General features: G+C 68.4%; 10 protein-coding genes. 6 read left to right on the forward strand and 4 right to left on the reverse strand.

Going from position 1 to position 13,803, the window contains the following annotated elements; genetic code table 11:
• The first annotated feature begins 155 nt into the window (after positions 1–155).
• Complete coding sequence (locus tag DFO65_RS04615; RefSeq protein WP_245940478.1) at positions 156–1,583, forward strand: MFS transporter; 1,428 nt, start codon at positions 156–158, stop codon at positions 1,581–1,583.
• Positions 1,573–2,232: an aspartate/glutamate racemase family protein gene (locus DFO65_RS04620; protein ID WP_113903258.1), complete on the forward strand. Its 660-nt coding sequence runs from the start codon at positions 1,573–1,575 to the stop codon at positions 2,230–2,232. Before DFO65_RS04615 ends, DFO65_RS04620 begins: the two co-directional genes overlap by 11 nt.
• 7 nt (positions 2,233–2,239) lie before the next feature.
• Here DFO65_RS04620 and DFO65_RS04625 read toward each other — a convergent pair whose 3' ends face one another.
• Positions 2,240–3,910 carry a DUF885 domain-containing protein gene (locus DFO65_RS04625; protein WP_113903259.1) on the reverse strand — a complete coding sequence of 557 codons (1,671 nt, stop codon included), beginning with the start codon at positions 3,908–3,910 and terminating at the stop codon, positions 2,240–2,242.
• 214 nt (positions 3,911–4,124) lie between these two features.
• Here DFO65_RS04625 and DFO65_RS04630 point away from each other — a divergent pair, with 214 nt between their 5' ends.
• Both DFO65_RS04630 and DFO65_RS04635 read left to right on the forward strand, forming a co-directional pair.
• Positions 4,125–5,321 carry an MFS transporter gene (locus tag DFO65_RS04630; protein WP_113903260.1) on the forward strand — a complete coding sequence of 399 codons (1,197 nt, stop codon included), beginning with the start codon at positions 4,125–4,127 and terminating at the stop codon, positions 5,319–5,321.
• 134 nt (positions 5,322–5,455) lie between these two features.
• Positions 5,456–6,253, forward strand: a complete 798-nt coding sequence (locus DFO65_RS04635; RefSeq protein WP_113903261.1) for a carbon-nitrogen hydrolase family protein — start codon at positions 5,456–5,458, stop codon at positions 6,251–6,253.
• An 80-nt stretch (positions 6,254–6,333) separates the two neighbouring features.
• On the opposite strand, the gene DFO65_RS04640 is transcribed toward DFO65_RS04635, so the two are convergent.
• Together DFO65_RS04640 and DFO65_RS04645 are read right to left on the reverse strand one after the other, a co-directional pair.
• On the reverse strand, positions 6,334–6,612 hold the full coding sequence (locus DFO65_RS04640; protein ID WP_245940479.1) for a hypothetical protein: 279 nt from the start codon (positions 6,610–6,612) through the stop codon (positions 6,334–6,336).
• Entirely contained in the window at positions 6,609–8,189 is a 1,581-nt protein-coding gene (locus tag DFO65_RS04645) for an acyl-CoA carboxylase subunit beta (protein WP_113903262.1), read from the reverse strand. Before DFO65_RS04645 ends, DFO65_RS04640 begins: the two co-directional genes overlap by 4 nt.
• A gap of 68 nt (positions 8,190–8,257) precedes the next feature.
• Here DFO65_RS04645 and DFO65_RS04650 point away from each other — a divergent pair, with 68 nt between their 5' ends.
• On the forward strand, positions 8,258–9,157 hold the full coding sequence (locus DFO65_RS04650; RefSeq protein WP_113903263.1) for a biotin--[acetyl-CoA-carboxylase] ligase: 900 nt from the start codon (positions 8,258–8,260) through the stop codon (positions 9,155–9,157).
• Positions 9,154–10,647, forward strand: a complete 1,494-nt coding sequence (locus DFO65_RS04655; RefSeq protein ID WP_245940480.1) for an adenylate/guanylate cyclase domain-containing protein — start codon at positions 9,154–9,156, stop codon at positions 10,645–10,647. Before DFO65_RS04650 ends, DFO65_RS04655 begins: the two co-directional genes overlap by 4 nt.
• Positions 10,648–10,902: 255 nt before the next feature.
• On the opposite strand, the gene DFO65_RS17140 is transcribed toward DFO65_RS04655, so the two are convergent.
• Entirely contained in the window at positions 10,903–13,728 is a 2,826-nt protein-coding gene (locus DFO65_RS17140) for a DNA gyrase/topoisomerase IV subunit A (RefSeq protein WP_220151237.1), read from the reverse strand.
• Positions 13,729–13,803: the final 75 nt, after the last annotated feature.

Below are 13,803 nucleotides of genomic sequence, written 5' to 3' on the forward strand. Positions count from 1 at the left end.
GATACCGGGTCAGCAATATTGGATTGGTATACAGTTCCTCGAGCTCAGAACCTGATTATTCTGGGGCCTCTTGACATCTTGTGATTCCGATCATACTTTTGGAATACCATTTCAGTCAACGATGTTGACGCGTTCTCGAAGAGGAGACCTCGGCGATGACCATGTCCCAGCAGTCCGGTCCGTCCACGGGCAGAGTTCCCTTGGCCGACCAGATCGAATCAGCCTATGACCGGATCGGGGTGACGGGCGCCCACAAGCATGTCGTGCTCATGATCCTCCTCGGCGTGTTCTTCGACGCCCTCGAACAGAACGCGGTCGGCATCACCGGCCCCGTCCTCCAGGAGCAGTGGGGGATCGGAGGCGCCGAGATCGGGTTCCTCAACACGATGACCTTCACCGCCACGGCGCTCGGGCGGGTCGCGACGGGCCTGATCGTCGACAAGTTCGGCCGGCGCAACATGCTGCTCATCAACCTCATCATCTTCGCCGGCGGGTCTCTGCTCTGCGCTCTCGCCCCGAACTACGCGGTCCTGGCCATCGGACGCTTCATCGTCGGCTTCGGACTCGGCGGTGAGATCGCCGTCGCCGTGATCATGATGGCCGAGTACTTCTCGGCGAAGCACCGTGGACCGGCGGTCGGCCTCATCAACATCACCGCTGCGGGCCTGGGCAACATGCTCGCCCCGGCGTTCGGCATCCTCGTCTTCGCTCTCTTCCCGGGCGATGACCAGTGGCGCTGGGTGTTCGCGCTGCTCTTCCTCCCGGCCCTGATGGTCCTCTGGTTCCGCCGCAATGTTCCCGAGACCCCGCGCTACCTCGCCGCGAACGGCCGCGTCCACGAGGCGAACATCGTCATCAACCGGTTCGCCCGGGGGCAGCTGCGCGGTCCCATCGAGGCCCCCGAGCAGTTCCTCACCGAACCCACCGTCGGCGGCATGCCCCTGCCCCTCGAACCCTCCCGCCGGGGACTGTGGAAGATGGTCTTCAACAGGAAGTACCTGCTGCGCACCCTCTTCCTCGTCATCGCCGTGGGCATGTCCTACGCCGCGCAGATCTCGATGCTCACCCTGATGCCCTTCATCCTGGTGAGCACCGGCTATGAACTCAACCAGAGCCTGTGGTTCACGCTGATCATGCAGTCCGGATCGCTGCTCGGCGCCGTCTCCGCGTCCTACCTGGCCAGCAAGCTGCCGCGCAAGAAGGTGACGACGATGGCCGCGACCCTCGGCTGCGCCTCCGGACTGTGCATCGCCTTCCTCGGCTCCGACATCGTCTTCGTCCTCATCTTCGGCGCGCTGTTCAACTTCGCGATCATCGTGCAGAACACGACGATCTGGCTCTTCGCCCCCGAGCTCTATCCGACCCGCGTCCGAGGTTTCGGCACTTCGATCATCCTTGCCGCAGGCTCGCTCTCCGGCGGGCTCTTCCCCCTCGTGGCAGGTGCTGTCTTCGATTCGCACGGACTCATCGGGATGTTCAGCGTCCTGGCGGGACTGTTCGTCATCATCGCGGTCGCGATCCAGTTCCCGCCGGAGACGTTCGGAAAGCCGATGGAGGAAGAGGATCTCGCCGATGTCGTCTGAGCCTCGAACGATCGCTCTGATCAACCCGAACACGAATGCCGCCACGACCGACATGATGGTCGACCTGGCCCGGGAGACCCTGCCTGAGTGGAGGGTCGAGGGATACACCGCCCCGTTCGGTCCCCGGATGATCACCGAGACCGTGGCGCTGGAGGAGTCGGTGGTGCCCGTCGTCCAGCTGGGCCACCAGGTGGCCGAGCACGCCGATGCGATCATCGTCTCCGCCTTCGGGGACCCGGGCAGGACGGAGCTGGCCGAGGCCCTCACGATCCCGGTCATCGGGATCGGTCAGGCGGCGATCCTCCGGGCCGCCGCCGACGGCCCCTTCGGGATCGCGACGACGACGCGACTGCTCGCCGATTCGCTGCGTCGCCTCGTCGAGGCCCACGACGGCGAGGAACGGTTCACCGGGATAGAGCTCACTGAGGCGGACCCGCTCGATCTCGCCGCCGACCCGGACGAGCAGTTCAGGCAGCTGCTGGCCGCGGTCCGGCGTGGCAGCGAGAACGGCGCGGAGTCGATGATCATCGGCGGCGGCCCGCTGAGCGCGACGGCCCGGCGCCTTCGGGACGAGGTCGATGTGGGCATCGTCGAACCGATCCCGGCCGCCTGCGAACTGGTGAGCAGCATGCTTCACCCCGCTGAGTGAGACGGGCTCACCGCCGCAGCGCCCGACCGAGCGTGTCGAGTCCGACCGAGCCGAGGTTCAGCGCCTTCGTGTGGAACGCCTTGAGATCGAAGTCCGCTCCCTGTGCGACTTTCGCCTCGTCGCGGAACTGCTCCCACAGGCGCTGCCCGATCTTGTAGCTCGGGGCCTGACCGGGCCAGCCGAGGTAGCGGTCGAGCTCGAACGCGAGGAAGCTGCGGTCCATCGCGACGTTGTCGGTGAGGAACTGCCAGGCCTTCCCCCGGTTCCAGGTCCCGCCGCCCAGGCTTGCCGGCGCCTCGAGCCCGAGGTGGAAGCCGATGTCGAGGACGACCCGAGCCGCGCGCAGCCGCTGCGAATCGAGCATGCCGAGACGGTCCGCGGGATCCTCGAGGAACCCGAGGTCGGCCATGAGCCTCTCGGCGTAGAGGGCCCAGCCCTCACCGTGGCCCGACACCCAGCACATGAGGCGGCGCCACCGGTTGAGAGTGTCGGAGACATAGGTCGCCTGACCGACCTGGAGGTGGTGGCCGGGCACGCCCTCGTGGTAGACCGTGGTCTTCTCCTGCCAGGTGGCGAACTCCGTGACGCCCTCGGGCACCGACCACCACATTCGCCCGGGACGGGAGAAGTCGTCCGTGGGGCCCGTGTAGTAGATGCCGCCGGTGGCCGAGGGAGCGATCATGCACTCGATGGTCCGCACGGGCTCGGGAATGTCGAAATGGGTGCGGCCGAGCTCAGTGATCGCGTCGTCGGCGACCTGCTGCATCCAGTCGCGCAGCGCGTCGGTGCCGTGCAGCGTCCGCTGCGGATCCCTGTTGAGCTGGTCCATTACCGCGAACAGGTCGGCGTCGGGATCGATCCTCGACGCGACCTCACGCTGCTCGGCGTCGATGCGGGCGAGCTCCTCGAGGCCCCAGGCGTAGGTCTCGTCGAGATCGACGCTCGCGCCGAGGAAGTCGCGGGAGTGCAGGGCGTAGGCCTCCCTGCCGCAGGCCTCGTTCTCGGGAGCGACCGGGAGGAGCTCAGTGCGAAGGAACTCGGCCAGCTCGCGGAAGGACCCGCGCACCGCCTCGGCGTCGGTGCGAAGCGCCGTGAACAGGGAATCGGGTACCGCCTCGGCGCGGGCGACGAGGGCATCGAAGCTGCTTCCCGGCTCGGACAGGGCCACCGCCTGGTCGACGACCTTCTCGATCTGGATGCGCGCGGCCACCTGCCCGCGGCTCGTGGCCAAGCGCAGGGACTCCTGGTAGCCGGACACGGAGTCCGGTACCGCGGCCATCGTCGTCTCGACGGTCTCCCAGTCCTCGGTCGTCGCCGTCGGCAGGAGGTCGAAGGCGTCGCGGATGTCCTGCAGGGGAGAGGCGATGACATTGAGGCTGGCGTGGTCGTGCCCGGCCTCGTAGCGCTCCTTCTCGACCGTCAGCCGCTCGCGCATCGCGTCGAGGGTGACGAGGTCGACGTCGTCGAGGTCGGCGCCGCGTTCGGCCTCGGCGAGCTTCCGGAGGGTGTCGAGAGTGAGGTCGTGCTTGGCGGCCAGGCCGGCGGGGGAGAAGTCGTCGAAGCCGGAGGCCCCGTCGAGGCCGAGGTAGAGGGCGAGGGAGGGGGACAGGGCGAGGGATCCGTCGACGTGGTCTTCGGCCACCGCGTCGACGGCTGAGGGGGTTCTGTTCTCGGTCATGCCGCCACTCTATATGGCCATGGACACAGTCCTCGCAGGTCATCTCCCTGTATCCAGGGCGAGCGAGGGACCTGAGGAGTGTGCCTGCGGCGGAGTAGAGCAAGATCACCAGCCCGTAGGACGGATCGGGCGGCGGAGGTGCGGATAGCATGGATAGGTTCTCTCCGGCAGGGAGCAGTGCGACAACACCGACGGGAAGCGAGAAGACGACTCAGTGACGGACTCACGACTGTGGACCAAGGACTTCATCGTCGGCATCTGCCTCAACCTGGCGATGTCGATGGTGTTCTACCTGCTCATGACCTCGATGGCCGGATACGCCGTCGCGCGGTTCTCCGCGGGCGACGCCGCCGCCGGGTTCGCCTCCTCCGGGTTCATCGTCGGCGCCGTCATCTCCCGCATCCTGACGGGGAAATACCTCGACTTCATCGGCCGGCGGAAGCTGCTGGTCATCTCGATGGCCGTGTTCGTCCTCGCCTCGGTCGCCTATCTCGCGGCCGACACCCTCGTCCTCCTCATCGCCGTCCGTCTCATCCACGGCATCGCCTTCGGGGCCGGCAACACCGCGATCATGACTGCGATCCAGAGCATCATCCCGTCCGCCCGCCGAGGCGAGGGCACGGGCTACTTCGGCACCGCGACGACTCTGTCCACCGCCCTGGGACCGTACCTGGGCGTCGTCCTCCCGCGCGAGTTCGACTACCCCATGCTCTTCATCGCCTCCGCGCTCGTGTCCATCATCGCGCTCGTCCTGTGCTTCGTCATCAAGCTGCCCGAACAGGAGCTCAGCGCCGCCCAGCGCGAGAGCAAGTGGCGTCTGCAGCTGAACACGCTCGTCGACCCGGTGGGCCTGCGGATCGGACTGATCATGCTCATCGCCGGCACCGCATACGCCGCGGCGCTGGTGTTCCTGGCCGGCTATGCCGAGGACAATGGTGTGGCCGGCGCTGCGTCGCTGTTCTTCGTCGCCTACGCGATCGCCTCACTGGCGGCCCGCCTCTTCGTCGGCAGGATCCAGGACGTGCTCGGCGACAATGTCGTCATCGTTCCGGTGCTCGTCCTCAACATCGCCGGAAACGTGCTCCTGGCGCTGGTCCCGACGATGACCGGGATCATCGTCGCCGGCATCCTCATCGGGCTCGGCTTCGGCTCCCTCATGCCGTGCGCGCAGGCGATCACCGTGAAATCCGTCGACAGGACCCGAGTGCCGGTGGCCACCTCGTCGTTCTTCCTGCTCCTCGACGCGGGTTCGGGCATCGGGCCGATCATCCTCGGCGCCCTCATGCCGTTGACGGGCGGAAGCGGGATGTTCATGCTCTGCGCAGGCCTCGTCGTGCTCGCGACGATCGTCTACTACTGGGTCCACGGCCGCTACCGCGGCGGTCGGCCCGGACGGGAGTTCCTCGGCTGAGGGGGCGGCCGAGACGGCTGGGTTCTCTCGGGCGGCCGGGCGCGATAGCCTGATGGGGCCGAGCGGAGCACAGCCTCGGCGGTGACGGTGCGGGACGCGGCGCCGTCGGCACCCGAGAAGTCAGAGGACGGTCCATGAGAATCGCACTTGCGCAGATCAACTCCACCACCGACGTCGCGGCGAACCTGGCCAAGGTCGAGGACTTCACGCGCCGCGCGGCCGACTCGGGAGCCGAACTCGTCGTCTTCCCCGAGGCGACGATGTCGGCCTTCAACCGGGAACTACGGGGCCAGGCCGACGAGCACCTGCCGTCATGGCAGGCGTCGCTGGCGAACCTCGCCGCCGAGACCGGGACCATCGTCGTCGTCGGGGAGTTCGCCGCGGCCGAGGACAAGGTCATCAACCTGCTCGCCGCCTACTACCCGGACGGGAGTCGCGCCGAGTACGCGAAGATCCACCTCTACGACGCGTTCGGCTTCAAGGAGTCGGAGACCGTCGTCCCCGGGGAGGAGCCGCTCCTCATCGATGTCGCCGGTGAGGAGATCGGTTTGACGATCTGCTACGACATCCGGTTCCCGAAGCTGTACGCCGAGGTCAGCCGCCGCGGTGCGCGGATCGCCATCGTCTCCGCCTCGTGGGGCGCCGGCCCCGGCAAGGTCGAGCAGTGGCAGGTCCTGGCCCGGGCCAGGGCGCTCGACTCCAATATGTTCATCATCGCCCTGGGGCAGGCGGACCCGCAGGTCACCGGGGTCGAGGTCCCGAAGAATGGGCCCACCGGAGTGGGCCACAGCCTCGTCGTCGATCCGTTCGGCCGGGTCGTCGTCGAACTCGGCGGCGAGGAGGCCCTGGAGGTCGTCGACGTCGATCCGTCCGTCGCCGACGAGGCCGCCACGGCGATCCCCGTCCTCGCCAACGCGAAGCTCGGGTACTGAGGGCGGCGGCACGTCGCGCCCGGAGGCGCCGGCACCGGGACTCTGAGGGGAAGCCCGGGGCCGGCCAGTGAGGGAGACGGCTAGCGCGAGGTCCAGGTCGCGGGGAGGCGCTTGCGGACGTTGCGTCGCGGGGCGTTGAAGCCGGCGCGGTCGTGCTTCGTCGTCTCCAGCTGGGCGTGCACGGCGGCCTGATGGGCCGCGTAGGCGGCGGCGACCTGGCGGATGGCCACCACTGCGGCCACGGCAGCGGCGCTGGCCATCTCCTCGGTCACCGGTTCGCCGTCGTGGGCTCGCACGACGGGTCGTGAGTCCGCACCGGCACCTCCGATCATGTCGGCAGTCTCGACGTCCTCGCTCATAGGGGGATGTTACCGTGCTTGCGCGCCGGCGCGTCGACATGCTTGTTCTTCAGCGCCCGCAGGGCGCGGACGATGCGGCCGCGGGTCTCGCTCGGACGGATGACCGCGTCGATGTAGCCCTCCTCGGCGGCCAGATACGGATTGAGCAGGGCATCCTCGTAGTCCTGGATGAGCTCGGCACGCAGCGCCTCGACGTCCTCACCGGCCTCCTCGGCGGCTTTGAGCTTGCGGCGGTAGACGATGTTCGCCGCTCCCTGGGCGCCCATCACCGCGATCTGCGCGCTCGGCCAGGCGAGGTTGATGTCGGCGCCGAGCTGCTTCGACCCCATCACGCAGTACGCTCCGCCGTAGGCCTTGCGGGTGATGAGCGTGATGAGGGGGACCGTCGCCTCGCCGTAGGCGTAGATGAGCTTCGCGCCGCGTCGGATGATCCCCCCGTACTCCTGGTCGGTGCCGGGCAGGAAACCCGGGACGTCGACGAAGGTGAGGATGGGGATGTTGAAGGCGTCGCACATCCTGACGAAACGGGCGGCCTTCTCGGAGGCGTCGATGTCGAGCGTGCCGGCCAGCTGCATGGGCTGATTGGCGATGACTCCCACGCTCGTGCCCTCGACGCGACCGAATCCGGTGACGACGTTCGGAGCGAAGAGCTCGGACACCTGGAGGAACTCCCCGTCGTCGAGGACGGTGGTGACGACGTCGAGGATGTCGTAGGGCTGGGAGGGCGAATCCGGCATGAGCGCATCGAGCTCTTCGTCCTCCGGGGTCAGTGACAGATCGGACTCGAACACGTCGGCATCGGCGGGATCGAGGTTGTTCTGCGGGAGGAACGAGAGCAGGTCGCGCACGTAGTTGAGCGCGTCCTCCTCGTCGGAGGCGAGGTAGTGGGCGTTGCCGGAGACCGTGTTGTTCGTCCGTCCGCCGCCGAGCTCCTCGTGCCCGACCTCCTCTCCGGTGACCGTCCTGATGACGTCGGGGCCGGTGATGTACATGTGGCTGGTCTTGTCGACCATGATCGTGACGTCGGTGAGCGCGGGGGAGTAGACGGCGCCGCCGGCCGAGGGTCCCATGATCAGCGAGATCTGCGGGATGACCCCCGAGGAGGCGACGTTGAGCCGGAAGATCTCGGCGAAGAGGGCGATCGAGCCGACGCCCTCCTGGATCCGGGCCCCTCCCGAGTCGTTGATGCCGATGATCGGGCAGCCGAGCTTGAGGGCGAGCTCCTGGACCTTGACGATCTTGCGTCCGTTCGCCTCGGCGAGGGATCCGCCGAGGACGGTGAAGTCGTGCGCGAAGACGGCGACCGTGCGCCCGTCGATCGTGCCCAGTCCGCAGACGACGCCGTCGCCGTCGGGCCGATTGTCCTGCATCCCGAACTGATGATTGTGGTGCCGGGCGAACTCGTCGATCTCCTGGAACGACTCCTCATCGAGGAGCGCGTCGATGCGCTCGCGCGCGGTCTGCTTGCCGCGCTTGTGCTGGTTCTCCACCGCCTTCTCATTGCCGCGGTGGGCCGCGTCGCGGCGCTGGAGGAAGGCATCGATGCGCTCGGCTGTGGTGCGAGGGGTGTGGGTCATGCGTCCCAGACTATCGAGGAGCGGCGCGTTCGTTGTGCACTGTCGCCAAAAGAATCTAAAGTGGACTGGTGAACAGCCAACACACTTCCCTCCTCGTCGACGTGGATTCCGTCCGTGCCGAAGCCCGCGCCGACGGGCTCGATCTGCCCCTCGTCATCTGGGACGAGTCCTGCTCTTCGACGAATGACGAACTGGCTGGTCTCGTCACCGGTGCGACCTCCCTCGCCGCGGCGGCCGCCGGTCGTGGGCTCACCGTCAGCGCCGCCGCGGGCGTTGATCCCTCGGCTCCGCCGCGTGAGTACACGATCCGCGGCACCGATCATCAGAACGCCGGCCACGGCCGACTCGGGCGCACCTGGACCGTGCCGCCCCGCCGATCGCTGACGTTCTCGATCCTCCTCGGTCCCGGTGCCATGGTCGGCTCCTGGGGGTGGATCCCGCTCCTGGCCGGAGAGGCCGTCCGCGCCGCGATCGCCGAGGCGGGGGTTCCCGCCGTGCTCAAGTGGCCCAACGATGTGCTCACCCCCGCAGGGGACAAGCTCTGCGGCATCCTCGCCCGGATCGAGTCCCGAGCGGGTCTGCCTCAGATCGTCCTCGGCATGGGGATCAACACCCGGCTCGGCAAAGCCGATCTGCCGCGCGAGACGGCGAGTTCGCTGGCGATCGAGAAGGGCACCGACGGGTCGGAGATCGACCACGGCCAGCTCGTCGTCTCGGTGCTCAGGCGCTTCATCCCCGCCTATCGGGAGCTCATCGACGGCGGCGAGGAGGAGTTCGGCTCCAGCACCACGGCCGCGGCCGTGCGGGAGAACATGGTGACCCTGGGCGCCCTGGTCAGGGTCGAACGTCCCGACGGGAGCAGCATCGTCGGTCGCGCGACCGGACTCGACGCCGGGGGAGACCTCGTCCTCGACGGCGACCGCACCTTCAGTGCCGGCGACGTCCACCACCTGAGGATGGCCGAATGACCGAGAGCCCGGATCAGCCCGAGGACCAGCGGCGCGCCCACCCGCGGCCCGACGCATCCGGAACCGAGGAGTCGACAGTCGGCGTATCCACGGCCTCGGAGCCCGGACCACCGCAGCCCGACACATCCCGTGCGGACGAGAACCCGGCCGCCGACGCACAGCCGCGCTCGGACCGCTCGCGTCCCGACGATCCGCGAGTCGTCTCCGATTCGCGCCGAGGAGGCGACGACACCCCGGTGCCGCCCGCCGCCTCGGCGGAAGTGGACGAGGCGCAACCCCGGACGAGCGCGATGCCGATCGTCGAGGGGCCGACGCACACCGTCGAGCGCGGCGACGACGCCGTCGAGCGTGGCGACGACGCGGGCGATTTCGCGGGAGGACTCCACTCGGATCCGAGGACCGCGGCACTCGACGTCGTCGAGGATGCCGAGGACAGCACGATCGACGAGACGCGCAGCGCCGCGGAACGGCTCGAGGAGATCCTCCTCGACGGCAAGCGGGTGCTCGATCGCCGGGAGGCAGCGAAGCTCGGCGGCATCTCGACCGTGTCGGCGCGGAAGATGTGGCGCGCGCTGGGCATGCCGCAGGCCGGCGAGGACGAGAAGGCCTACACCGTCTCCGATGCCCACGCCCTGCGGATCTGGGCGAAGCCCGTGGCCGACGGCCTCATCGACCAGGAGACCGCGCTGTCGCTGGCCCGAGCGATCGGCCAGACGACCGACCGCCTCGTCGTGTGGCAGATGGAGACGCTCGTCGAGTTCCTCACCGAGGAGAAGGGGCTGACGGATCCCGAGGCCCGTCGCGACGCGCTCCAGGTCCTCGAGGAGATGGTCGACCCGCTCCAGCGGATGCTCACGTACTCGTGGCGGCGCAACCTCGCCGAGGCGATGGGCCGCCTCAACGTCAACGTCTCCCAGGGACTGGCCATGGACAACCGGCAGGGCTGGTACGACTCGTCGATGCCGCTGGCCCGCGCAGTCGGCTTCATCGACCTCGTCTCCTACACGCGGCTGTCACAGAAGATGGAGCCCAGGCAGCTGGCGAACATGGTCCAGAAGTTCCAGGGGATCGCCTACAACATCGTCTCCGCCGGGGGCGGTCGCGTGATCAAGACCGTCGGCGACGAGGTCTTCTTCGCGGCGGAGACTCCCACCGCGGGCGCGGAGATCGCGATGACCCTGATGGAGCGGGTCTCGGCGGAGGAGGATCTGCCGCAGGCACGGGTCGGGTTCGCCTGGGGTCGGGTGCTGTCCCGCCTCGGCGACATCTTCGGGTCGAGCGTCAACCTCGCCGCGCGCCTGACCGCGGTGGCCGAGCCGGGAACAATCTACACCGACGAAGAGACCGCGCGGGTGCTCTCGACCTCGGACGCCTATGTGTTCGAGCCACGCGAGTCGCTGACGCTGCAGGGCCTCGGGGAGACCGGGGTGCGGAAGATGACTCGGGGAACCGCCGCCCGGATGCAGCTCGACATCGAGGACGAGGCCTGACAGGTCCCGGCCCCGGCACCCCACCGGTCCCAGCCCGAGAGACCGTCGCGGTCCGAGCGATCCGCTGCGACCGAGCGCGCCCGAAACGCTCGTCCTACAGTTGGCGTCATTCTGTCGTGCTGCACGGCGCGGTTGTCGAGCTGACTGTAGGGAGTGCGCACGGAACGCTCTGACATGGAGCGGACTGGAAGACGTGTCACTCCGGGTTGGGACTGAGCGGCCGGGTGGGGACTGAGCGGCCGGGTGCGGTTCGGGTCAGAACAGGGCGGAGTCGTCGTCATCGTCGTCGTGCGAGACGATGACGACGTCGTCGGTGTCCATCTTCGACCGGGCGATCGCCTCCTTGGCGTCGTCGAGATCGAGCTGGAGATCATCGAGCCCCGCCGCGAGACCCTGCCCGCCCCGAGAGGCGGCGGACGAACCGCGCGAACGCGAGCCTGGCGCGGCGCCAGCGGACTCGGAGCCGTCGACGAGGCGGATGCCGTCCACCTCGTCGAGCACACCCTGACCGTCACCCGCGCTTCCACGCCCGCGGCCCGCACCCGGACCGCTCACGCCTGTACCGTCGTCGTCCGGAGTCAGGTCGCCGTCGTCCGGACCCGGATCGCCGGTCCGCGGATCGCCGGGCCCGCCGAGGCGGGGGAGCGCACCGATGACATCGATCTTCGACTCGAGCGGCGAGCCGGTGGCATCGCGCCTCGAGGTGTCCGCGGGCAGCGTCCGCGCGCCGCCCGCCAGGGCCGCGGCCTGCGGGGAGTCGCCGACCCAGGCCAGCGACAGCTCGGTCTCTCCCTTGAGGAAGCGGTGGGCGCGCACGCCGGAGGTGGCCCGCCCCTTGGTCGGGAACTCGGAGAACTCGGTGACCTTGATCGAGGAGGAGGGCGCGCCGTAGAAGTTCTCACCGCTGGCCACCGTCACCACCTTGAACGACGCGGCATCGACGCCATCGTCGGCACCTGCGTCCGCCTCCTTGGGCACCATGCCGAAGAAGATCGCCCGGGCCTCGGCGGCGAGCTTGATCCCGGCCACGCCCGAGGCGCTCCACCCCTGCGCGCGGAGGCCGGAGGCGTCGAAGGCGAGCAGCTGCGCGTTCGAGGTGACGAACACGGCGAGCGATTCGTCGATGTCATCGGGCTGGGCGACCCCGATGACGAAGTCCTTGCCCTTGAGCCCGATCGCCTCCCACTCGTCCTTGTTCGGCTTCGACGCCACCGACACCCGCTTGACGACGCCCTCCGCGGTGCCGAGGACGAACTCGCGGTCGAGATCGATGAGGCCGACGACCTTCTCCGACTTCGGCAGGCCCATGTACTCGGCGATCTTCACGCCGCCGGCGACTGTCGGCCGCACGGCGGCCGGAGGCAGCGCCGGGAGGTCGACGACCTCGACGACCTGCAGACGACCCGTCGAGGTCAGCGCCCCGACCCGGCCCCGGGTGGTGGTGACCACCTCGGCGGTCAGGGCATCGTGGCTGGCCCGCTTGCCCGACCGCGGCAGGACGGCGGCGTCGTTCGTCCGGGCGATGCGCCCGGAGGTCGACAGCAGCACGCGGCACGGCGAGTCCGCGATCGTGAGATCCGCGGGCACCTTCTTCCCCTTCGCCGACAGCTCCTTCATCGATCCCTCGATGAGGACGGTCCGACGCGGCGATCCGATGACCTCCGCGGTGGCCTCGAGCTCCGTGGCGACGAGCTCGCGCAGACGCGACTCATCGGCGAGCAATCCCTCGAGGTGCTCGATGCGCTTCCTCAGCTCGTCGCGTTCGGTCTCGAGCTCGAGCCGGGAGAACTTCGTCAGACGGCGCAGCTGCAGGTCGAGGATGTAGGTGGCCTGCAGCTCGGAGAGCTCGAAGACATCCATGAGGCGGGCGCGAGCGGTCCCGGCGTCGTCGGAGGAGCGGATGAGCTGGATGACCTCGTCGATATCGAGGATCGCGATGAGCAGGCCCTCGACGAGGTGGAGGCGGTCCTTGGCCTTCCCGAGCTGGAACACGGTCCGCCGCCGGACCACGTCGATGCGGTGGGAGAGGTAGACGGTGAGGAGCTCGCGCAGACCCAGGGTCCGCGGCTGTCCCTCGACGAGGCAGACGTTGTTGATGCCGAAGGATTCCTCGAGCGGGGTCTGCCGGTAGAGCTCGGCGAGCACGGCCTCGGGATTGAAGCCGTTCTTGACGCCGATGACCAGGCGCAGGCCGTTCTTGCGGTCGGAGTAGTCGTCGATGGAGGCGATGCCCATGAGCTTCTTCGCCCCGACCGCGTCCTTGACCTTGGCGACGACCTTCTCCGGGCCGACGAGGAACGGCAGCTCGGTGACGACGATGCCCTTGCGGCGGGCGTTGATGTTCTCGATCGTCGCCGTCGCCCGGGTCCGGAACGTCCCGCGGCCCGATTCATAGGCCTCGCGGACCCCGTCGAGTCCGATGATCCTGCCGCCGCTGGGCAGATCGGGGCCCGGGATGAAGCGCATCAACTCGGCCAGGCTCGCCTCGGGGTTACGGATGAGGTGACAGCAGGCCGCGATGACCTCACCGGGGTTGTGGGGAGCCATGTTCGTCGCCATTCCCACCGCGATGCCCGACGCGCCGTTGATGAGGAGGTTCGGGAAGGCGCTCGGCAGGACCTCGGGCTGGGTCAGCGTGTTGTCGTAGTTGCCGACGAAGTCGACGACGTCCTCGTCGAGGCCGGCGATCATCTGCATCGAGGCGTTCGTCAGGCGGGCCTCGGTGTATCGGGGGGCGGCCGGCCCGTCGTCGAGCGAACCGAAGTTGCCGTGCCCGTCGACGAGGGGCACGCGCATGATGAAGTCCTGACTCATCCTGACCAGGGCGTCGTAGATGGCGGTGTCACCGTGAGGATGCAGCTTGCCCATGACATCGCCGACGATGCGGGAGGACTTGACATGCCCGCGGTCGGGGCGCAGACCCATGTCGCCCATCTGGTAGACGATGCGGCGCTGCACCGGCTTGAGGCCGTCCCTGGCATCGGGAAGGGCGCGGGAGTAGATGACCGAATAGGCGTATTCGAGGAACGAACTCTCCATCTCCGCCGAGACGTCGACGTCGATGACTCTGCCTTCGGTCATGGAACTCCTTCACGCGCACGAACTGGATCGGCCGGCGGGCCAGCGATCCGCCGAGGCGAATCCGCAGGATGCGCG

The organism is Brevibacterium sanguinis, assembly GCF_003315415.1.
GTDB lineage: Bacteria > Actinomycetota > Actinomycetes > Actinomycetales > Brevibacteriaceae > Brevibacterium > Brevibacterium celere_A.

What these genes read in the sequence shown, in the direction of transcription:
- DFO65_RS04615 (WP_245940478.1), top strand. Translation starts at nt 156, where the DNA reads ATGACCATGTCCCAGCAGTCCGGTCCGTCCACGGGCAGAGTTCCCTTG.
- DFO65_RS04620 (WP_113903258.1), top strand. Translation starts at nt 1,573, where the DNA reads ATGTCGTCTGAGCCTCGAACGATCGCTCTGATCAACCCGAACACGAAT.
- DFO65_RS04625 (WP_113903259.1), bottom strand. Translation starts at nt 3,910, where the DNA reads ATGACCGAGAACAGAACCCCCTCAGCCGTCGACGCGGTGGCCGAAGAC.
- DFO65_RS04635 (WP_113903261.1), top strand. Translation starts at nt 5,456, where the DNA reads ATGAGAATCGCACTTGCGCAGATCAACTCCACCACCGACGTCGCGGCG.
- DFO65_RS04640 (WP_245940479.1), bottom strand. Translation starts at nt 6,612, where the DNA reads ATGAGCGAGGACGTCGAGACTGCCGACATGATCGGAGGTGCCGGTGCG.
- DFO65_RS04645 (WP_113903262.1), bottom strand. Translation starts at nt 8,189, where the DNA reads ATGACCCACACCCCTCGCACCACAGCCGAGCGCATCGATGCCTTCCTC.
- DFO65_RS04655 (WP_245940480.1), top strand. Translation starts at nt 9,154, where the DNA reads ATGACCGAGAGCCCGGATCAGCCCGAGGACCAGCGGCGCGCCCACCCG.
- DFO65_RS17140 (WP_220151237.1), bottom strand. Translation starts at nt 13,728, where the DNA reads ATGACCGAAGGCAGAGTCATCGACGTCGACGTCTCGGCGGAGATGGAG.